This is a genomic window from Pedobacter terrae (assembly GCF_036946585.1).
In the GTDB taxonomy this organism is placed as follows: Bacteria; Bacteroidota; Bacteroidia; order Sphingobacteriales; family Sphingobacteriaceae; genus Pedobacter; species Pedobacter terrae_C.
Genome location: NZ_JAQIIV010000005.1, coordinates 313,372 through 335,536, shown reverse-complemented (window position 1 = coordinate 335,536; position 22,165 = coordinate 313,372). Strand labels below are relative to the sequence as shown.

19 protein-coding genes and 1 riboswitch are annotated in these 22,165 nt (G+C 40.2%); of the genes, 2 read left to right on the top strand and 17 right to left on the bottom strand.

The genetic code is table 11. The annotated features are described in order from the left end of the window. From PGN18_RS10485 to thiS, 15 genes are all read right to left on the bottom strand, one after another. Positions 1–3,162, bottom strand: coding sequence for a lantibiotic dehydratase (locus tag PGN18_RS10485; protein WP_335319442.1), 3,162 nt, complete (start codon positions 3,160–3,162; stop codon positions 1–3). 12 nt (positions 3,163–3,174) lie between these two features. After that, positions 3,175–3,543, bottom strand: a complete 369-nt coding sequence (locus PGN18_RS10480) for a LytR/AlgR family response regulator transcription factor (RefSeq protein WP_335319441.1) — start codon at positions 3,541–3,543, stop codon at positions 3,175–3,177. A 3-nt stretch (positions 3,544–3,546) separates the two neighbouring features. Further along, positions 3,547–4,755 carry a lanthionine synthetase LanC family protein gene (locus tag PGN18_RS10475; protein ID WP_335319440.1) on the bottom strand — a complete coding sequence of 403 codons (1,209 nt, stop codon included), beginning with the start codon at positions 4,753–4,755 and terminating at the stop codon, positions 3,547–3,549. Positions 4,756–4,757: 2 nt separating this feature from the next. Further along, positions 4,758–7,172, bottom strand: coding sequence for an outer membrane beta-barrel protein (locus PGN18_RS10470; protein ID WP_335319439.1), 2,415 nt, complete (start codon positions 7,170–7,172; stop codon positions 4,758–4,760). After that, on the bottom strand, positions 7,169–7,390 hold the full coding sequence (locus PGN18_RS10465; RefSeq protein WP_335319438.1) for a class I lanthipeptide: 222 nt from the start codon (positions 7,388–7,390) through the stop codon (positions 7,169–7,171). Before PGN18_RS10465 ends, PGN18_RS10470 begins: the two co-directional genes overlap by 4 nt. Before the next feature lie 136 nt (positions 7,391–7,526). Beyond that, positions 7,527–7,700: a class I lanthipeptide gene (locus PGN18_RS10460; protein WP_335319437.1), complete on the bottom strand. Its 174-nt coding sequence runs from the start codon at positions 7,698–7,700 to the stop codon at positions 7,527–7,529. A gap of 121 nt (positions 7,701–7,821) precedes the next feature. Continuing rightward, positions 7,822–8,001, bottom strand: a complete 180-nt coding sequence (locus PGN18_RS10455; protein WP_335319436.1) for a hypothetical protein — start codon at positions 7,999–8,001, stop codon at positions 7,822–7,824. A 21-nt stretch (positions 8,002–8,022) separates the two neighbouring features. Next, complete coding sequence (locus tag PGN18_RS10450; RefSeq protein WP_335319435.1) at positions 8,023–8,175, bottom strand: hypothetical protein; 153 nt, start codon at positions 8,173–8,175, stop codon at positions 8,023–8,025. A gap of 457 nt (positions 8,176–8,632) precedes the next feature. Next, positions 8,633–9,673 carry a HesA/MoeB/ThiF family protein gene (locus tag PGN18_RS10445; protein WP_335319434.1) on the bottom strand — a complete coding sequence of 347 codons (1,041 nt, stop codon included), beginning with the start codon at positions 9,671–9,673 and terminating at the stop codon, positions 8,633–8,635. Beyond that, a complete protein-coding gene (gene thiH, locus PGN18_RS10440) occupies positions 9,670–10,788 on the bottom strand; it encodes a 2-iminoacetate synthase ThiH (RefSeq protein ID WP_335319433.1) in 1,119 nt (372 codons plus the stop codon). Before thiH ends, PGN18_RS10445 begins: the two co-directional genes overlap by 4 nt. After that, complete coding sequence (locus PGN18_RS10435; protein ID WP_335319432.1) at positions 10,775–11,545, bottom strand: thiazole synthase; 771 nt, start codon at positions 11,543–11,545, stop codon at positions 10,775–10,777. Before PGN18_RS10435 ends, thiH begins: the two co-directional genes overlap by 14 nt. Before the next feature lie 10 nt (positions 11,546–11,555). Further along, on the bottom strand, positions 11,556–12,191 hold the full coding sequence (locus PGN18_RS10430) for a thiamine phosphate synthase (RefSeq protein WP_335319431.1): 636 nt from the start codon (positions 12,189–12,191) through the stop codon (positions 11,556–11,558). A 22-nt stretch (positions 12,192–12,213) separates the two neighbouring features. After that, positions 12,214–12,801, bottom strand: a complete 588-nt coding sequence (locus PGN18_RS10425; RefSeq protein ID WP_335319430.1) for a thiamine phosphate synthase — start codon at positions 12,799–12,801, stop codon at positions 12,214–12,216. 6 nt (positions 12,802–12,807) lie between these two features. Next, complete coding sequence (gene thiC, locus PGN18_RS10420) at positions 12,808–14,691, bottom strand: phosphomethylpyrimidine synthase ThiC (RefSeq protein ID WP_335319429.1); 1,884 nt, start codon at positions 14,689–14,691, stop codon at positions 12,808–12,810. A 141-nt stretch (positions 14,692–14,832) separates the two neighbouring features. Further along, complete coding sequence (gene thiS, locus PGN18_RS10415) at positions 14,833–15,036, bottom strand: sulfur carrier protein ThiS (RefSeq protein WP_335319428.1); 204 nt, start codon at positions 15,034–15,036, stop codon at positions 14,833–14,835. A gap of 65 nt (positions 15,037–15,101) precedes the next feature. Beyond that, a riboswitch (TPP riboswitch) is annotated at positions 15,102–15,190 on the bottom strand. A 470-nt stretch (positions 15,191–15,660) separates the two neighbouring features. Between thiS and abc-f the strand changes: the two genes are divergently transcribed. Beyond that, a complete protein-coding gene (gene abc-f, locus PGN18_RS10410; RefSeq protein WP_335319427.1) occupies positions 15,661–17,247 on the top strand; it encodes a ribosomal protection-like ABC-F family protein in 1,587 nt (528 codons plus the stop codon). A gap of 49 nt (positions 17,248–17,296) precedes the next feature. Continuing rightward, the gene (locus tag PGN18_RS10405; RefSeq protein ID WP_335319426.1) at positions 17,297–18,595 is read left to right on the top strand and encodes a leucine-rich repeat-containing protein kinase family protein; all 1,299 of its coding nucleotides are present in this window, start codon (positions 17,297–17,299) and stop codon (positions 18,593–18,595) included. Positions 18,596–18,649: 54 nt separating this feature from the next. Here PGN18_RS10405 and PGN18_RS10400 read toward each other — a convergent pair whose 3' ends face one another. Both PGN18_RS10400 and PGN18_RS10395 read right to left on the bottom strand, forming a co-directional pair. After that, a complete protein-coding gene (locus tag PGN18_RS10400; protein ID WP_335319425.1) occupies positions 18,650–21,157 on the bottom strand; it encodes a M1 family metallopeptidase in 2,508 nt (835 codons plus the stop codon). A gap of 78 nt (positions 21,158–21,235) precedes the next feature. Beyond that, complete coding sequence (locus PGN18_RS10395; protein ID WP_335319424.1) at positions 21,236–22,114, bottom strand: TraB/GumN family protein; 879 nt, start codon at positions 22,112–22,114, stop codon at positions 21,236–21,238. Between the last annotated feature and the right edge of the window lie 51 nt (positions 22,115–22,165).

Genomic DNA, 22,165 nt, shown 5'->3' with positions numbered 1-22,165 from the left:
TTAATACAAGCTAGTGGTTAGTGTTTTTTGTTTGTTCCTGGCTATGATGCCCTGGTAATATTTGGTCAGGTAATGATAAATAACGAGTTCATGCGTGCGCTGTTTGGTTACAAAAATCCTGTTCAGCGACATGTGAATATAACTCGGAAGGATTTCTGCCAGCTCAGCATCAAGGTTACGATCAGGATATTGCAAGGCATATTCTGTTCTTATCGCATCATAAGCGATTATGTTTTCTGTTGATCGGATTTTGAAAAGATTAACGGCATGTGCTACCTCTTCAGTATCGTCATCTCCGTTTAAAAAGCCATTGAGTACTTTGCTAATGGCCCGGTATTTATTGTTAAGCTGCAAAGTAAGTTTGGCAGTTCCCCCAAACTCGTTCAAGAAAGCCTGTTGCATCCTGGTGGTAAGTTTTAGTTTTTGTTCGTTATCCAGGCCGAAATCTCCCATTAAAATATCAATGCTGCGGGCCGCAAACAACCAGCGGTAATATTCGCCTTCATCTCCCTCTATCAGATTCAGGAAATTGATAATGGCCTTGCTATCATAATAAAATACCGACTCGCTGAAGATCATCGTATGCGTACCGTAACGTTCAATTTCCTGTTTATAGGTGTCGTACTGGATATTATGTATAATCCGGTCCTCAACCAGTTGCTTTAAACCTTCATTTATCCTGCTAATAATATTGGCCATTATTTCGGGCTTTACAGGATGTAAGAAGCGGATCCTTAGATGGCCTTCAGGATCGTGGTATCTTAAGAAAAACCATTTTTCGATCAAGCCTTTATTGGTTAAAGTATTTACCAAGGGCAGCATATAATCTGTTAAAATTTTCTCTGCCCATTTAGAACCGCAGTATATTTTAACATAAGTCCACTCAGAGCCCAAGTTAAATTTGCGTTGCAGGTGATGTGCATTCACTTCTAAATTTTTCACCTGTTTTTCCGCAGGTCCTTCTTTACGAAAAGGAATGATCACTTCATTGATAAAGGTTTCACCGGCATCATCTATTATTAACGCATGATCATCTTCGTGCAGAAACTCATATAATATTACGGTGTTTTTTTTTAGGTTTTGTGTAAGCAGCTCCAGTCCTAAAACACTGTTAAAATCGATCAACAGTTCACGGTCGCCCTCTATCGAAACTACTTTAGTTGGCAGTTTATACTTGGCGAGGAAAAGGTTAAGTTGCTGCGGTGTGTTAATGGCCCTGGCTTCATCATATACATCTGGTGTCATTTTCCATCTGGCACGGCTCAAAACGAAATGTTTATATTCTACTCTGGGCAAATAAGGTTGATCATTTAAAATCCCCCAGTCCCAGGTGATGTTGTAAGCCCCATATTGGTGCTGCAGATCGCATAAAAATTTATATGCGGCTATTCCGTTATTATAGTTGTGTGCCGAAGAGAGGCGTGGAATCACAGTTTTATTAAGTCGTTTCGAACGGAGTTTAATTTCATTGTTGCTAACCGAAATCATCAGGTCTGAAACCGGGATCTGCTTATCATTTGGTAGGGAGGAAGTGCCCAAAAAGGGGATCTCGTATCCCCTTAGCTGTGGGCGCTGTAAAATATTGCCCACCCTCGAATCGGGTAAATGTACAATTTCGGCTATTACGGCTTCGTTCAGGTCTTGCTCTTCAAGGTTTGCGCATTCTTTTAGTTTTTGGGCTAAAAAGTTATCGTTTTGTGCAAAGCGGGCCAGCAGTGGCAATGCAGAAGGACCACAACAGGCGGTAAGGTTAAATTTAAAATGACCATTATCCAGGCTTTGGGTATTTTTGGTCACGAAGTTACCGATGGCGTAAAAAGTTGAAGGAATTTGCTGGTGATCTTTTTTACCGATCCCCTTTAAATCGTTATCAGTTAAAAGCACTGGGCTGCCATGGTTCTTGCTACTTTCTAAGAACTTATTAAAAACCAGTTCCCTGTAATTGTTCCAGCTGATATTTTTTGGAGAAGCGGTACCGCTAAGTACTAGATCATCAATTAATGGCGCATGGTTATTGTTACCGGTTCCGGCTTTATCATAACCAACTCCGGCGTCATTATCAAGTGCTTCCAGAAGTTCCACTTCTTGATCTTCATACCGTTCGATAAATTTTTTAATAAAATTTTTGATCCTTACAGGCGTTTTGTTCTCACTTAAAACAGAGAGCGATTGCATTTCATCAGCAAGAATATCCATTACCTGAATATTAATGTTGTTATGGTCCATTCCAATATGAAGGTCGGTTTGAACCAAATCCTTTGCATGTGATAAGGGGAAATTTTCTTTAATAATGTCATTGACCTGCTTACAGGTTTTAACAAAATCTTTCGGCTGGAGCAGGTGATCTTCAATGGCGGTAAGCGCCGAAATGCTGGAATGATCCGGATGACTGCTTTTAAGGGTATGGATAAGTTTTTTATAAAACTCATCTCCTGTAACTGTTGGTTCAAGTTCCGATACCAATATCTGCGCATCTATTACACTATCAAGGTAACTTTTAGCCTCATCAACCTTAAGATCCAGCAGGGTTAACTCGTCAAGTAAAAACTGATAGCATGCACCGGCACTGGCTTTCTCGATCAGACATTGAATGTATCTGGAATGTTTGATGGCCACTACATAGTAATGACGTTTTTTATTGATGAGTTTATATTCAAAATACCGGTAAATACCACCTATTTTATACAAACTGTTATTTACTTTAAAGATCAGTTTGGCTTTGATTTGATCATCTTTCAGTAGTGACCTCACCAGTTCCGAAATGTAGTTCATATCCAAACGGGTGTATTTGGTTAAGCGGCTTTCGGGCGTTTTTAATGTAATTTTACTGCCGCTTTCAGTAACCTTACCGGTATTATAGCCTGAAAACAAACCGTAAGGGGTTGCCCTGGTACCCATTCTTAGCAGGTATTTATAAAGCGTAACCAGGAGTTTATCATCTATGGCATCAGCAGGACCATCAAGCCATTTTATCACTTCTGTATGCAATTCGGGACTGGCCAGGTAAATGGCATCCTGTAGTTCTCTGGATTGGTATCGACGGTATATTTCCTGAATGAGCGTACTTCGGTTTTCTATATCGTTTAAAGCCAAAATGGCGTTTATGCTTTTGGCAGGAAGGCGCATTAAGTAGAAATCAAAAGGCTTGATGTAGTTTCCCATAGTTTGAATTTTTTATTTTACCGCTTTAAACGGAATCACTTTATTAAGGCTTTCTTTAAAACTCTCAAGAGAAAATGGTTTAAACAAGATGTCCCGGGCAAACTTTAAATTATACTCATCTAAATGTTTGTGAGAGAGCGCCGTAATAACGATTATAATATAGTCTTTTATCTTGAGTTTTGCAATCTGATTAATATCGCCCCCTCTAAATTTGATGTCTAAAAATAAAATATCGGCCTTATGTATGTTCAAAAGGCGTTCTAAACCCTGCATACTGCTTACTTTTCCCAATAAAACAAGCTCATCGCATTGCGAAATATATGCTTCTACCTGCTCCTGGGCAAGTGGTTCGTCATCTAATATAATGCAGTTAAATTTCATTGATTAATGGAGCCAGGTGAATTGATTAATCTTATAAAGATCTGAAGTGCATTGCATAATGGTTAAGGCAATGCCGATCAAGCCGAAGTTTAAGTCGAGCTGTGCATTATCGTACTCGCCAAAGAAAAAGGATTTAAAGCCTAAATATTTATTCTGCCCGGTAGCATACAAAGGGATCTGCGCCTCCCAATACGCCGAAGCCTTTTTAAAATCTTCAATTCCGGTAAGTTCGTAAATTCTGCTATAAATTAAGCAGGGCGAACATACACCATACTTAATGGAGGCATCGTGTAAAAAGGTTTCTTCTTTTGTTTTTCTTCTAATGGTTTGGAGTGCAATCAGTATGCCTTCTGCCAGGTAATTTTCCTCCTTTAAAATTTGGGCCGCCCTGATAATGGCATAGCTCGTACCGATATCGCCATAAACCAGGCAATGGTTAATTATTTTTTCGGGTTCTTTGATCCACAATGGAAAAACAGAGGTAAACGATTGACTGTCCATGCGTTTCTGCAACAAGAATTTTAAACCATGACGCATTAATTCAGCACATTTTTCGGATTCAATACCTGCTTCACTTACTGAAGATAAAAAGTTAATCACCATTGCGCTTCCATGTGCCAAACCGGTATAAACCCTGGGCTCGCAAAAATAATGTGTAGTCCAGCAGTAGCCGCTTTCCTTATCACCTTCTTTTAGCTCGTCGAGTGCATTAATGATCTGCAATAGCGCTTTGTGGGCAACAGTTGATGATGACGCCCTGTTGATGAGGTAAAAACCAATCCCTATGGCACCTTTAGACATCCCAAAGTTGCGTTCTGCAATATTTTCTTTAACCCTTTCAGCCAGTAAATCATCAATCTGCCGCTTAAAAGAAGTATAGTCTTCTTCTATATGACCTTCCCTTTCCAGATAGATCAGGAGACTGCCAAATTCTGCAATATCGAGGTAATAGTTTGAGGTAAGTGTAGATTTATACTTTGACGGATTAAGGTCATCGAAGGCCGCTTCCAGAAACTGCTCGGCGGCGGCGTAATAAATTTCGTTTTTTGTATAACGTGCATACAGGCAGTTTAACAGGACGGCCCCGCCTTTACCATGCCCCACACCAAAATTAGGTAGGGCATCAAGGGCATGTTTATTTACCAGGTCAATAATTTCTGGCAACAGCATTTGTGTATTAATTTTTCCTAAGTTCTTTGAAACAGCTTCCATAATTATAGTTTTAACCTTCCCAGCTCATCGCTATTGCCATTTGTTTGTACACGTCTGTCTTTGCTAACCTTACCAAAATTATAGCCAAAGGCAATTCTTGCTCTTCGTGTATCTACACGGTGTATGCTTTCTGTTATTAAGGGAACAATATTGGTCGATAGGAGCTGGTTGTTCTTGTAAAAAATATCACTTATATCCAACTTGATAAAACCCTGGTTATTAAATATTTTCTTCCTTATTCCCGCTGTCACATTCGAATAGCCTTCGTAATCGTAAATACCTGAAATGGTTGGTGATTCGTATGAAGCAGACAACTCCGCTGAAATGGTTGGCGAAATTTTAAAAGTATGGTTTGTGCTAATGGTAAAATAATATTTCTCTCTGATCATAGTATTGGCATTTGCTACCGGATCCGGGAAACGGATGTTCTGGTAATAGCCTGATAGGCGGTTGTTGGTATTCCACCAGGGAGCAAACTTGATGGGAAACCCTAAACTGGCACTTACCAAATGGTTTTTTAGGAAATTTGCTTTTGTTTTTATGAATTTTAAAGAGTTCTGATCGTACAAAACGGTGCTCATAATTGCATTTTCTGTTTGAGTGTATCCGAAACGGAGACTATATTTTTGGTATAAGTTAGACCATGTAAAAGCATGCTGATATTCTGGCCTAAGCAGTGCATTTCCCCTGGTAAGGGTGTAGTTATCAATGTAAAGCTCGTATGGAATCAGGTCGTCGTATGATGGGCGGTTAATGGTTTTTGCATAGGCTAATGATGTGGTGTAATTTTTAGTCACCTTATAATCTGCCCTGATATTGGGAAACAGATTAAAATAATTAGAGTCTAAGCCCATTACCACTTTGTATTGCGTGTATTCGCCCCTTAAGCCTGCCTGAAAATTAAATTTGCCTACTTCGTAATTCAGGTTAAGATAAGCCGCAGGAATTTGTTCCTTATAACCCAGGTTATTAAAGATACTACCCGTTTCCTGCCATTGGTTATTGATAAAATTAGCTGGGTTTTGGTTACTGTTATTGCTGGTGTAGGTATATTTTAAACCACTTTCCAGTTTCAATGCTGGATTAATATTTTGTGTGTAATCTAATGAACTGGTGTAAATATCGTAATTGGACGATGCCCTGTTCCTGAATAATGAAAGCTCGGGAGCTGTAGCGCCATTATTAAATTTATCCTGGTTAAACTGTTGGTTCTGGTTACTGATGTAATTGGTATAGTTGGCTGTTACCAACAGGTTGGAGCCTATGGTGTCTAAATCGAGTTTGTAGAATACATCGTAATTGGCAAAATCTACTTTCAGATCTAGGTCATTGAAAGTATTAACCCTGCTCGAATTGCCTGGTTGATTGATCAGCGCATTTACATCGCCTTTTCCATACATGTGTGCTTTTACGAAAGTATAATCAGCACCAATGGTATTCTTTTTATTAATATAATAATTTAAGCTTGCGTTAATACTTCCGTCAGCTGAAGCACCATCAGAAATATCTACCGTTTGGCTAAAATCACCAACACGGTTTATGCCCTGGAACAGTATCCTGTTGTCGTAGCCTTTTTCGATATGGCCACGTTTTCCATAACTGCCGTTCAATGTAAAATCGTATTTAGGCGCACCAATTCTTAGGCCGGCGTTTGCACCACCCCCAAACCGGTAGCCCTGGGTAAGGTTACCGCCCGTGTTGGCTGTCCAGCCTATTTTTTTGCTTCTTTTAGTGTAAATTTCAATTACACCTCCACTTGCATTTGCATCATATCTTGATGATGGATTCGTAATCAGTTCTATACGGTCAATCTGATCGCCGGGTATAGAACTTAAAATGTTGGATAAGGTTGCATTAGGTATTTTTTTTCCATCAAGAATAATCAATACATTTGATTTTCCTTCCATGGAGATGTTGCCATTGACCATCTGCACGGAAGGTGCCATGCCAATAATGCTATAAGCATCATTGCCCGCTGCAAGCACACTTTCCCCAACATTTAATATAATCCTATCTGTTTTTTGCTGTATAAATGATTTGTTCCCCACAATTTTAACTTCCTGCAGGTTCTGCACGTCGGTATTCAGTATAATTTCGCCCAACTCCAAATCATTACCGGTGGTAATCACGACTTTTTTTGTCGACTTAATAAAGCCCATATTGCTTAATATGAGCGTGTATTCGCCAGGTTTGGCTTCAATGCTAAATAATCCTTCCAGATCGGTAATAGCACCTTTTACCAGTGCACTCTGCCCGGCATTCCATAGTGCAACACTAGAATAGGGAATACCCTTTTTCTTGTCGTCTACAACTCTTCCTTTTACTTTTCCCTGAGCATATGCGAAATTAATGCCTGATAGTATTAAAAAAATTAGGAGCTTTAGATACGGGACGTAGGGGTTTTTTCTCTTTTTCATAGTGCAGATGATATTGGGTAGTTTATAAATAGATAGGTAGGGCCAGTTAATCGCCAAATGTCGTTCTGTTCTACTTTAATGGCGCCTTTACAGGAATCTGCAAAACAAGAACACGCTATTGCATTACCCCCTTGAATCTCTTTTAATTGATTTTCACTTAGTTCTGCAATAATTTCTTTTTCTAATTGAGGTTTATTTGATAACTTTACCTCATTCATGTTAAGAGATTAATATGATTTAAATCTTATCGCTTATGTCAATACCCCAGTACGTTGGGGTAACTAGCAGTATGAGGACCGATTTTGATTAATAAAAGAGTGCGCCGGGTCTAAGCGGCACACTCTTTAAAGGCTTTTAGCCACCTACTTCATCTTCAACAGAAGCTTTAGTGTTATTTTTGCAAGAATCTGACCAGCAAGATAATTCAGCTGCGTTTCCACCTTCAATTTCTTTTAATTGATCTTCGCTCAATTTTGAAATGATTTCTTTGTCTAATTGTACTTTTTCTGATAAATTAACTTTTTTCATGATGTTTAATTTTTAAATGATTTAATTGATTTTGATTAAGTTGTTTTCCCATTTAATTGCTCTAACCGGTATGAGTATATTATGCTGGGTTTATTAATGCCTAACTACGGGGCCAGCGCAGTCAGTGATTAAACTTTTGAAAACTGCCGTCGTTCTGATCGAAATGGTTACGGTGTTCTTCTTTTAAATAGTGAAGAAATTGTTCTTCGCCCCCTCCACCCAAGATCATTCCTAACTCATCATCCATAAAGGGGCGAAAATCTTCTTCATTACTTTCCGGGTTAAATTCATATTTTTTCATAATGGATAATTTTTTTTGTTTTTAAATTGCGAAACCTGTCATGGTACTGGTCATTGTTAGTGTGTCACCTAAAACTGTATTGTCTTTGTTAGCTATGCCACATTTAATATTTTCACATGTGATGATTTCTCTTTTCAATTCTAGTTCCTCAGTATTGTTTAGGTTGTGTTTCATAATAGTTTTTGTTTGTTGTTTATGATACAAACATTCACTTTTGATTTTAATCCATAGAATATATTCGACCAAATGATAGGTTTTCATGACCAAATCAGAGATCTATCACACATTAATTATTAGCTGGATTTGACTTTATTATCATACGGGATATATCGTGATACCCGTTTGAGCTTTGGGAGTATAAATTCAGGGTTTCAATTCCCGTTGTTTAAGCTCATGTAAATAGAATGCTAGCCTGGATGCACTTAGTACTAATTGTTTTTTTTACAACAACAGGAACGGAAGAATCAGTAATTCACTTGCCAAAAAATTGACATCGTGCGCTTTGTTTACGCTTTTTCTTTGATTGAAGAAAGGAAGATAGATATTATTAGAGAGGCGATAAAATGCAAAGCTTTCAATCAGTAGGTTAGGTATTTATAAAATGACAAAGAAAGCTTGATAAAGCCTGAAGTTAACGATAGGCTGACAGTCCTCTTCGTAAGCTGTAAACCTCCCCCTCATACACTTTTTCCAGCACATGCAAGGCCATTGTACTCCTTTGCCCCGTTTGGCAATAACATACCACCTTTTTGTTTTTAGGAATAGTATTGAGCGAATCTTTCAATTCGTATAAGGATATATTTACGCCACCAATATTGTTTTCTTCATGTTCGTAATCTTCACGTACATCAATCAGGAAAACTTCATCTTCGTTAGCCGATAGCCATTGATCTAAAGTTGCTTGATCAATTTCTTTAATTGCCTTCTTTTCGGATTTAATTATAGTTGTTTGTTTTTCGGAAGCAATTTTAAATACGGATACCTTGTTTGTTAAGGCATCGATAGTCATTAATTTGCCTGATAATGTATCACCTATGCTGCAGATCAGTTTAATAATTTCGTTGGTCATGTAAAGACCGATGATGCCAGGCAAAATACCGATCACTCCGCCCGTGGCACAGGTCATGCTTTCTTCTGGCGGTGCCGGGTAAAGGTCTCTGTAATTAGCGCCACCTTGATGATTGAACACCGCAACTTGTCCTTCAAAAGCCAGGATGGAGCCGAATACCAAGGTTTTGCCTAAGCTTACACAGGTATCGTTCACCAGGTACCGCGTGTTAAAATTATCAGAACAATCCATCACCAGATCATATTCCTGGCAGATTGATATTGCATTTTCTGCAGCAAGGCGTTCGTTATAGGCCGTAAAAATCACGTGTGGATTAAGCAATGCAAGTTTCGTAGCCGCTACCTTTGCTTTTGCCTGGCCAATATCGTTATGGTTATATAAAATCTGCCGGTGCAGGTTGCTTAACTCCACTACATCATCATCTACAATACCTATTTTGCCCACTCCTGCTGCGGTTAAGTATTGTAATATAGGGCAACCCAGGCCACCCGCACCGATAATCAATACTTTGGCGGCTTTTAACTTTTCCTGTCCTTTTAAACCTAATTCAGGCAAAATCATCTGCCTATTGTAGCGGTTCAGTTCTTCTTTTACTAGCATCATTTGCTGATTAAACTCCTGTCCCAATCTTTCCAAATCGGTTCGTAACCCTGTTTTCTGATCATTGCCGCAATTTCCCGGGCCGAACGTTCGTCGGATATTTCGAACTGTTCAAGCGATTGAGGTGCTACTTCGTAACCACCCGGATTGGTTTTAGAACCCGCACTAATGGCCGTGATCCCCAATTTAATGATATGGTTTCTAAAGGTCTCTGTTTCACGTGTAGAGATAGATAGCTCTACCTCGCTGTTCAATAAGCGGTACGCACAGATCAGCTGTACCAATTCCTTATCATTCATCACTACTTTAGGTTCCAAACCACCACTAAATGGGCGCAACCTTGGAAAGGAGATACTGAATTTACTTTGCCAATACTGTTTTTCAAGGTAGGATAGATGTAGGGCCGTAAAAAATGAGTCCGTTCTCCAGTCTTCCAGTCCGATGAGTACGCCAAGTCCCATTTTATGGATCCCAGCCTGCCCCAGGCGGTCGGGGGTTTCCAAGCGGTATAAAAAGTTGGCTTTTTTACCTTTCGGGTGGTGTTTGCGGTAATCGTCCTGGTGGTAGGTTTCCTGGTAAACCAATACGGTATTTAAACCATGAGGAATGAGTGTTTCATAATCGGCTACATCCAAAGGTTGTACTTCCATCGAAATATGGGCAAAATGCGGACTGATGAGATCCAATACTTTTTTAAAATAATCGGTGTGTACCGTTTGGTTAGCTTCACCTGTTACCAGCAGTACATGATCGTAGCCCATACCCTTAATTACGGCCACTTCCTGCATAATTTCCATGGGGCTGAGTGTTCTACGCCGCACTTTATTATCGTGACTAAAGCCGCAGTAGGTACAGATATTATTACACTCATTGGAAAGGTAAAGCGGAATATACATTTGGATTACCCGGCCAAAGCGATCTAAGGTTAAACGCTGACTGATCTGTGCCATATCTTCGAGATAGGGCAATGCGGCTGGAGAGATCAATGCTTTAAAATCTTCCAGCGTTCGCTGCTGATTATTTAAAGCGTTTTCTACGTCGGCAGCTGTTTTGTCGTAAATACTGGCTTTCGTATCATCCCAGTTGTAAAACTCGAATATTTTGTTAAAACTGTTCATCCAAAAATGAGGTTAGTGGGCTACTTGCCGTAGCATAATGTTGCTGGCTGCCCAGTTTAGATTTGAAGGCCATTCTACCTGCTTCTACTGCCAGTTTAAATGCGATGGCCATATCAGTCGGGTTTTTGGCAATAGCAATTGCCGTATTCACCAAAACGGCATCGGCTCCTATTTCCATGGCTTTAGCCGCGTCAGATGGTGCGCCGATGCCCGCATCGATAATTACAGGTACCCTGCTCTGGCTAATGATAATCTCTAGAAAATCGATGGTTCTTAAACCTTTATTACTGCCGATAGGCGATCCTAATGGCATTACTGCTGCGGTGCCCACATCTTCTAAGCGTTTGCATAAAACAGGATCGGCATGAATGTAAGGTAATACCACAAAGCCAAGTTTAACCAGTTCTTCCGTTGCTTTTAAAGTTTCAATCGGATCGGGCATGAGGTATTTGGGATCTGGATGGATTTCCAGCTTGATCCAGTTGGTTTCCAAGGCTTCCCGGGCCAATTGAGCGGCAAAAACGGCCTCTTTAGCATTACGCACTCCTGAAGTATTGGGTAATAAGTTAATATGAGGATGTTTAAGGTGCTGGAGAATGTCGTCGTCTTTGCCTTTTAAATCAACGCGTTTAAGGGCTACCGTAACAAGTTCGGAGGCCGAGGCGATTAAGGCGTTTTCCATTTCTCTTGCCGAAGAAAATTTTCCGGTGCCCGTAAAGAGTCGCGAGCTGAAAGTTTGATCTGCTATGGTTAACATATCTATGGTTTTAAAGCAATTGCATGATAAATTTACTATTGATTTCTGCTAATACTGACGAAATTTGGATTTGGTTAGTGAGTGCTGCCGAGATGGCAATTCCGTAAATTCCGGTTTTAAGTATAGCAGGAATATCGTCTGCTTCAATACCGCCAATGGCGATAATGGGAATGCTAAATCCAGCTTTTTTCACTTTTTCCATTAACTTTTGGTAGCCTGCTAGGTCCACAATAGGACTTAGATTTTCTTTGGTTTGCGTAAACCGGAAAGGGCCAAGGCCGATGTAATCTGCTCCCTCCGCTACCCTTTGCTGTATATGTTCAAAAGTATTTGCGGTACCGCCAATGATTTGATGTTTGCCGATAATTTTTCTGGCTTCGTGAATAGGCATATCCTGCAGACCTAAATGCACGCCATAACTATTGACGGCTTTTGCCAGTTGTGGGTAATCATTGATGATCAGTTTGGCACCATAACTTTCGCATAAGGCCTGTGCTGCCTTTGCGAAAGGCAGGATCTCGGCTTCGGCCCGGTGTTTGATGCGCAACTGGATCCATTTTCCACCGGCTTGCAATACCGCTTCAATGGCATCAATATGGGTACCTGTTTTAGGTGCTTGTGAGATATACTGTAAGGGCTCTATCATTTGGTTTAGGTAAGTTTTATGGTTAAGCCTGGCATTTGGCCTGGGCTTTTTTAAAAATAGTGAGTGCCTGTAAAGGATCGTTCCAGATGCTGCCCAATAGCGCAACACCATCGAAATTCATCTTTTTAGCCAGGTCGATTTCGGCTAAACCGATGCCGCCAAGGGCAATGACTTTAGGTGCTGTCTGCTGTTTTTCCAGCAGGAAGTTGGATGGAATTATGCCTTTATAACCAGGTTTGGAAAAGCTATTGAATACGGGTCCAAAGAAACTATAATCATATTGATGAATCAGTTGCAGATCTTCCAGTTGGTGAAGAGAAGTGCTTAAAATCTTATTGGCTTGACTTTCTCCATTATTACTTTCTTTTCTAAAACTTTCAGTATGGTGGATCCTTTTCATATTATAATTGTCGGCCAGCTCATGGAAATGATGTAAGGCAATGCGTGGATGGTATTCGGGTAAAATACCATCCATAAATTTACGGTGCGCAGCCTCGTCTTCAGCTGGTTTCCGCAAATGGAAAATGCTTAAACCGGCTTCGAATAGCTGGTTAACGAGATCGCATTCTTCTTTAAAGAAGGTCGGCTTGGCGATGACAATCAGTTCCATAATGGTTTATGAATAAATTTCACTTCCTTTTTCGGTAAACTCTTTCGATTTTTCCTGCATGCCCTTCGCCAAAGCTTCGTTTGCTTCTACACCCTGTTGTGCAGCATATTCGCGTACATCCTGGGTAATTTTCATGGAGCAGAAATTCGGTCCGCACATGGAGCAGAAATGGGCAATCTTTGCGCCATCTGCCGGTAGGGTTTCATCATGAAATTCTTTTGCTGTATCCGGATCAAGCGAGAGATTAAACTGGTCTTCCCATCTAAACTCGAACCTGGCCTTGCTTAAAGCATTGTCGCGGTATTGCGCACCAGGGTGTCCTTTGGCCAGATCGGCAGCATGGGCAGCAATTTTATAAGTAATTACACCATCTTTAACGTCCTTTTTATTTGGCAGGCCCAAATGTTCTTTAGGGGTCACGTAACAGAGCATGGCGGTTCCGTACCAACCGATCATGGCAGCACCAATAGCCGAAGTAATGTGATCGTAACCCGGTGCAATATCAGTTGTTAGTGGTCCTAAGGTATAAAAGGGCGCTTCTGCACAATGTTCCAGCTGTTTTTCCATATTGGCTTTAATCAGGTGCATGGGCACATGGCCAGGACCTTCAATAATGGTCTGTATATCATGTTTCCAGGCAATTTTAGTCAGTTCGCCAAGCGTTTCGAGTTCCGAAAACTGTGCGGCATCGTTGGCATCAGCAATACAGCCTGGCCTCAAACCATCACCTAAGGAGAAAGCTACGTCATAAGCTTTCATAATTTCGCAGATCTCCTCAAAATGCGTATAAAGGAAATTTTCTTTATGGTGGGCCAGGCACCATTTGGCCATAATGGATCCTCCACGCGAAACAATTCCGGTAATTCTTTTGGCTGTTAAAGGCACATAACGGAGCAGTACACCTGCGTGGATGGTAAAATAATCAACCCCCTGTTCGGCCTGCTCAATTAAAGTATCGCGGAAAATTTCCCAGGTGAGGTCTTCCGCTTTTCCGTTTACTTTTTCAAGGGCCTGATAAATGGGGACAGTACCAATGGGCACTGGCGAATTGCGGATAATCCATTCACGGGTTTCGTGAATATTTTTTCCTGTTGAAAGATCCATAATCGTATCTGCACCCCAACGGCAGGCCCAAACTGCTTTTTCCACCTCTTCTTCAATAGTGGAAGTAACTGCCGAATTACCAATATTGGCATTGATTTTAACAAGGAAATTGCGACCGATAATCATCGGTTCGAGTTCAGGATGGTTGATGTTACAGGGTATTACCGCACGTCCGGCGGCTACTTCATCCCGAACAAATTCAGGTGTAATATATCCTCTTGGGGTATTGGCGCCAAAACTATTGCCCTGATGCTGGTGATTCATTACCTCATGCTGTTCGCCCAATTGCGTATTCAGCAGTTCGATCTGTTGATTTTCTCTAATGGCAATGTATTCCATTTCGGCTGTAATGATCCCCTTTTTGGCATAATGCATCTGCGATACATTGGCGCCAGTTTTCGCCTTGTAGGGTTTTTTGATAAAATTAAAGCGTAAAGCATCCAGTTTTTCATCAGCTAGGCTTTGTTGCCCGTAAACAGAAGATAATTGAGGAAGTTCTTCGACATCAAGCCTACCTCTAATCCATTGTTCCCTTAATCGCGGAAGTCCTTTCCGTACGTCGATATCGGCATCGGGATCAGTATAAGGGCCACTGGTATCGTAAACCGTTACCGGTGGATTTGGCTCGGTTAAACCAAAGCCATTGTGGATTTTGGTTTCCGTTAAACTAATTTCGCGCATGGCCACCCGGATATCATGAATTTTGCCGGGCACAAATATTTTGCGTGAGGCTGGAAAAGGACTGCGGCTGATGGCTTCCTGATTGGGTGTTTTTTCTGTTTTCATTGTGAAATGTTTGAAGGATTGAAGGAGTGAAGGAGAAATGAAGGAATGATTGATTGAATGAGAGAATGAAGTAATGAGTGATTTGATGAATTTTGAGTGTAAGTATCCCCATTCCATCATTCAAAATTCCCTCATTTCTATTTACCCCCCTTGAGTGGCTTTAATAAGTATAATCTGATCGCCGGGATTTAGTACGTATGTGTTCCAAACAGACTTCGAAATGATGGTTTGGTTAACCGCTATGGCCAGACCATTTGTTTCCGTTGACATGACATCAGTAAGCATCTGTTCGATAGAACATGATTCTTTAAGTTGGTAGTTTTGATTGTTTATAGTGACTTCCATATTTGAAAAAATTGGAAAAACTATAGAGATTGCCCCAAAATGGAGATCGAAAAGACAGCAATGATTAGATTGCTTTCACTTTTCCCTTCGGCAGTACTAACTGCATCAGGTTCAAAGGGTATTTCTCAGCACGTAGGCACCCCTAAAGTTTTTTGTAAATATATGCGATTAAATTTTTAATGCAAATAAAATTGATATAGATAAAATTGATAGTTTTTTCTTAATAACATATTTGTCATTCTGAACTCAGTAAAGAATATTGACTCTATTCATTAAGGTTGTAACTGCGAGGAACAGCCTGTCCCGATTTCCAGGACGCAAACTTAATGCGCAAGCTGGTAGCGATCGTTTTAAGATTGCCTGACTGCAGCAGGTAGACTTCGTCGGCAGAAAAAGTCTTCTCGCAAGGACGATATGCGTTTACCAATACTCAGGATTTCAGACTATAGCGTTGGACTAATTTCCCCCCGCTACGCTGATCGCCTTTCGCAAAACGCAAAAAATCTTTACCTTTGTTTCATCATCAAAGCACCCGATACATGTAAGATTCATTTCTTTTCAAAAAATAGATAAGCGGCATCGCGTTTCCGTTGCTGCAATTATTTACCAATAAAAAAGAAATTTATGCTTAATCTACAAGGGGTAGGCTTTAGCCATGCTAATGGCGATTTATTGTTTTCAAATTTAAATCTTACCATCAACAAATATGAAAAGGTTGCACTTATTGGCCATAATGGAACAGGAAAATCAACACTTTTAAGAATTTTGGCAGGAGAACTCCTACCAAGTACCGGACATGTTAAAACCGAATCTGTGCCTTATTTTGTGCCGCAGCTTTTTGGCCAGTTTAATGAATTTACTGTTGCGCAGGCACTTCATGTTGAAGATAAACTTAAGGCGCTAAACCAAATACTCAATGGGGAAGTAACTGACGAAAATATGGCTATGCTTAATGACGACTGGACCATTGAAGAACGCTGTGTGGAAGCTTTAAGCCATTGGCGATTGGAAAATTTAAACATTAACCAAAAAATGGAAAGCTTAAGCGGTGGACAAAAAACAAGTGTATTTTTAGCGGGCATTGCCATCCACCGTCCCGATATTGTATTGCTTGATGAACCGACCAATCATTTAGATCTGGAAGGCAGAGAGAAGTTATACGATTATATCCGATCAACCAGGGCTACGCTGGTTATGGTTAGTCATGATCGTACCTTATTAAACAGCATAGAAAAAATAGGTGAATTAAGTCAGCATGGAATAACCCTGTATGGGGGAAATTACGATTTCTATGTTGCACAGAAGGAAGTTGAACGTGAGGCTTTGAATAATGATTTAAAAGCGAAAGAAAAAGCAGTGCGTAAGGCCAAAGAGGTAGCGTCAGCGTCGCTTGAGCGACAACAGAAGCTTGACGCCAGGGGGAAGAAAAAACAAGAAAAAGCCGGATTGCCAACTATTTCAATGAATACGTTGAGAAACAATGCAGAAAAAAGTACGGCAAAATTAAAGCATGTGCATAGTATAAAACTTGGACATATTTCTGCTGAATTAGGTCAGCTTCGGTCTGCGTTGCCTGATACAGATAAAATGAAAATTGGTTTTAATCATGCTACGCTGCACCACGGTAAAAGTATTGTGGAGGCTAAAGAGATCAACTTTGCCTTTCGGGATAAGTTGATTTGGAAAGCGCCTGTCAGCTTTCAGGTTTTTAGTGGTGAGCGTTATGCTATAAAAGGGCCAAATGGTTCAGGTAAAACTACTTTGATTAAACTTATTTTAGGTCAGCTGCAGCCGTCAAAAGGGGATTTGAACCGAGCAGGTGTTAGTACAATGTACATAGATCAGGATTACGCTTTGATCAATAATCAACTGACGATTTATGAACAGGCCCAAAAGTACAACCTGGGCGCATTGCACGAGCACGAAGTAAAAATCCGTTTAAACCGGTTTTTGTTTGGTAAAACCGACTGGGATAAGCCCTGTTCGGCCTTAAGTGGGGGTGAAAAAATGCGGCTAATCCTCTGTTCATTAACCATTAGCAACCAATCGCCTGATCTGATTATATTGGATGAACCAACCAATAACCTCGATATCCAGAATATAGAAATTTTAACTGCAGCCATTAACGAATACCAGGGAACGCTTCTGGTTATATCGCACGATGAATATTTTCTTGACGATATACAGGTAGAACATGCCATTCATCTTTAAAGTAAATATATAGCCTTATCTTCGTCTCCGATTTTAAACCCAGTACACCATGCAAAGCCTGTTAGCACTACAAAGCGGAAAACTTAAAGGATCGGTATCGTTAAAACTTTCCGAAAATTTAACTGAATTCCCGACAGAAATATTCGATTTGGCCGACACATTGGAGGTATTGGATCTTTCTTGTAATAGGTTGAGCACTTTGCCAGCAGATTTTGGACGTTTAAAGAAACTTAAGATTTTCTTCTGTTCAGAAAACCTTTTTACAGTTTTGCCCGATCAATTAGCCGATTGTCCTTTGCTGGATATTGTGGGTTTTAAATCCAATCAGATCACATCCGTGCCTGCTAAATCACTGAATCCTAATCTCCGCTGGCTGATTTTGACCAACAACAACATTGCCGAATTACCTAAAGAAATTGGTTTATGTACCAGAATGCAAAAGCTGATGTTATCAGGTAACCGTTTATCAGTCCTGCCCGAAGAATTGAGTAATTGCCAAAATTTGGGATTGTTAAGGATAGCAGCCAATACACTCCATGAATTACCCAAATGGATTACCAAAATGCCGAAACTATCGTGGATTGCATTTTCCGGGAATAACTTTAGTAAGACACCGGCTATTGAAGAACTTTCGTTGATTAACTGGCATGATTTAGAAATTAGCCATTTGCTGGGGGAAGGGGCTTCGGGCCTGATTTCTAAGGCCAACAGAACCATTGGCGGGGAAACCCAAGAGGTGGCGGTTAAAATTTTTAAGGGCGATGTAACAAGCGACGGCTTACCGGAAGATGAAATGACAGCTTATATCGCTGCAGGTTATCATCCTGGTCTGGTTAATTTAATTGGTCAGATTGCCCAACATCCGGAAGATAAAAAAGGATTGGTGATGGACCTGATTCCACTGCATTTTTATAATCTGGGACTTCCACCGAGTTTAGAAAGTTGTACCAGAGATGTTTTTCCTTCTGAAAGAAAACTTTCCGAACAGCAGATTTTAGGTATTGCTAAAACTATTGCTTCCTTAGCGACACAACTGCATGAAGCGGGTATTATGCATGGTGATTTATATGCACACAATATTTTGATTGACATTGAGGGCCATACTTTGTTCGGCGATTTTGGTGCCGCAAGCTTTTACGATAAAACAGCTGATACTGCAGATGCACTTGAAAGAATAGAAGTTAGTGCTTATGGATACTTACTCGATGATTTACTTTCTTTGAAAGACGAATCGGTAAGTGAGGAAATTTATAAGGCCATCAGCAAACTCCGAGATGCCTGTTTTGTTTCAATACCTTTAGATAGGCCTGGTTTTAAGGAGTTAGTAAAGGCCTTGGGTGAAATTTAATTGGTTTTAACTAGCATTCGTCATCCGAGCTTTCAGATGACGAATGCCTGATCTTTATTCCTTGCTTAAATCGGCAGCACCTTTTTTAAATAACTCGGCCTGCTTGTTCAATTTTGCTTTTGCTTCTCCGCTTGCAGCATCAGCCTGTTTCGCTTTGCCCTGTGCAGTTGCAGTATAAGCACCGGCAAGTTGTTTATTTAAATAAGGCTGCAATTTTAATCTTTCAATGGCGTTACCAATATTCTTTATACCCTGCTCGGTAACTGCCGGGTTGGTATTGGCTCTTAAATACTGAAAATACTGACCAACTACACCAAACACGTTATCCCGATCGCCTGTGAGCATGATATTATCATAAAATGCCTGATAGTCATCTTTTGGATCGCTGATGTATAGGGTTGCGATTGATGGGGCTATATGTGCTCTCGTATCTTCATCCAACCCTGCTATGGCCGACATCGTTTCCTGCGGTGCCAGTTTAGCCAAGCCATCAACACCGGCAGCAATTACTTTGTATGATCTATCTTTTAAGCTTTCCAATATTAATGCTTTATAGGTCTGGTCTCCGGTTTCAGCCAATTTCACAATGGCTGCTGATCTTGCTTCGGTATTTTTATCTGTTTTGGCCATCTGAAGTAAAATTGGTAAAGCTGCTGCTTTAATCTGGGCATCTTCTAAATTAATGCCAGCAATACTTAATGCACGTAAATCTGCCGATTTATCTTTTAAGCCTTCCAATAACACCATTTGACCGCTATTGGCTTTGCTCTGCATAATAAATTGTAAGGCTTCAATTCTATTGGCATAACTTGGCGCATTTTTATATTGGAAATAATAGTTTTCGGCCGTTTTATTGTCGTTGGTTTCGCCGACTAAGATTTTATCTACATCAAAATCGATTAAATCTGGTTTAGCACCCACTTCAAAACTAAAATTCTGCTCACGGCTATTGATCAGAATTTCTTTCCTGATTTTTTTACCGCCGGCATAAATATCCAGTTTAATCGGCAATGTAAAGGTTTGCACACTGGTATCTTGTGTTTGTTTAATTTTAATGGTTGCCTTGCCGTTTTCATAGCCATAATCGATACTTAAAATCGGATGACCACCTTGGTAATACCACTGATTAAAATAAGGGCTCCAATCTTTTCCGGTAACATCTTCCATGGCTAAACGCAATTGGTGTGTTTCGCCATTTTTAAAGGCATTGGTAGTCAGGTAACGGTTAAGCGATTTATAGAAAGCTTCATCGCCCATTTGGTTTTTTAAGGCGTAAAGAATGACCGATCCTTTAGCATAACTGATATTATCAAACATATCTTCTTTATCGTTATAATAAAAGCGGGCCAAAACCGGGCTTTCGCCTTTTTTAGTGGAACCGAGATAAGATTGTAATTTTTCGTAACGCGATTTATCTTCCGCATCCCTGCCGGCATCACGTCCATGCCAGATGATCTCGCCAAAGGTGGCGAAAGATTCGTTCATGGTTAAATTAGACCACGACTCAGCCGTCACATAATCGCCAAACCACTGGTGGAAAAGCTCATGTGCTATGGTACCTTCTTCGGTTCCGTCCAACAGCTCCCTGTCTGTTTTTTGCACTTGTTCTCCATGTAAGGTAGCTGTCGTATTTTCCATCGCTCCGGAAACATAATCTCTGGCTACCACCTGCGCATATTTATTCCATGGATAATCTACACCCAATAAATTGCTATAAAACTGGATCATATCAGGCGTTTTACCAAAAATCTGTTTCGCGTAAGGTGCATATTTAGGCTCCAGGTAATAGCTTACTTCTTTACCTTTATAATTGTCTTTGGTGATTTTAAATTCACCTATAGCCATCATAAACAAGTATGGTGAATGCGGTAAATCCATTTTCCAGGTATCGGTTCTTGTTCCGTCGGCGTTGTTTTTTTGGCCCACCATTTTTCCGTTTGACAGGGTGGTGTATTTCGATTTTACCGTCATCGAAATTTCCTGGGTTGTTTTCTGGTCAGGTTTATCAATGGTTGGAAACCAGGCCGATGAAGATTCAGTTTCGCCCTGTGTCCAGATCTGTGTTGGCTTATTTTTATCAGTACCATCAGGATTGATAAAATATAAACCTTTAGCATCGGTTATAGCCGCACTCCCTTTAACTTTCAATTCATCGGGTTTAGCCGTATAAGCAATGTATACCGTATATTTTTCGGTATTAGCATACTTTTTGTTTAAATTGATATACAGTTTATTGTCATTGTAGGTGTATTTTAGGGGGGTATTTCCTTTGGCGCCAACCAACGCAACCGTTTTAATGTCCATCCCTTGCGCATCAAGCGTAAGGGAATCGGTAGTGTAAAAATGAGGTTTTAAGGTTATCCAGGCTTTACCGTATAGATAGCGTTTGGCGTAATCAAATGAAACATCTAGCTTGGTATGTACCAGATCGTTAATCTTAGTTGGAGTGACGCGGTAAACGCTGAGGTTTGATTTCCCCGCAGCTTGTTCCTGTGCCAAAAGCGGATTAGTTGCAAAAACAGCGGCTAATAATACGCCGCAGGCAATAATTTTCTTATTCATTTTTGATTTTTATAAGTCAGTATCTTGATGGCAAGGTATTAAGAATTGCGGTAATTACCATTCACTTTTCTACCTTACCTAATTGGTTCCTATTGGTTTTAAGGTATAACCTTTATCTTGTAGTCCTTTTATCAGGCCCTCTTCACCCACTAAATGGCCGGCACCAACGGCGATAAACAATGATTCTTTTTCCATCAGGGCAGGAAGTTGATCTAACCAGCGTTGATTCCGGTTTTTGAGCATCTCGGTCATAAACTCTTTGGTTTCTTCATCCTGCGTTTTGAAGAATTGGGTTAATTTATCGATATCCTGCGCCAGGTAATAGGCGGTTAATTCTTGCAGTTTTAGCTTATTTTTATCCGATTCTCTTACCGATTTAAGCAAGGCTTTTTTCTGTTTTTGCAGGTCGTCATCAAACAAAAGTGCCCCCTGATATTCGGCAGTTTCTAAGCCATGTATGGATTTAGCATTGTCTTTGGCATATTTTTGAAAGCTTTCGTCTATGCCATTGGTCAGTTTTCTCATTTCGGGGTTATCAAGAAGCATCATCAGCACACCAACCATTGCTGGTTTAAACTTGTTTAATTGTTTTAAGTTTACAGCCGGATTCCTGGCTTTGATATAATCGTCTACCTCTTTGTATTCAGCCGGAGTAAATAAACTATCCAGCGTATTATTTTTCATCACTAAAAATGGGGCCATCCGCCCTTGCAAGGTACCATCCATTACAATTTCCCCTACTACACCATCAACCGATTTTAATTTTTGCTGTAAAACATGCATGGTATCTGCAAACTGCTTATCTGTAAAATGATGTGTTCCAAATAAATAAGATGGTTTCTTTAATCCGTTTCCAGATACTTCCCAAAGTAGGGTATTGGTCGCCTTTTTAGTCTGCGCGTTAAGGCCTAGCCCGAAGCATAAAAGGGCGATAAATAATAATTTGATGTTTTTCATTGCATGGTAGTATAGCGCAAGATATTAAGAATTGTGATAAAGTTAAGGGCA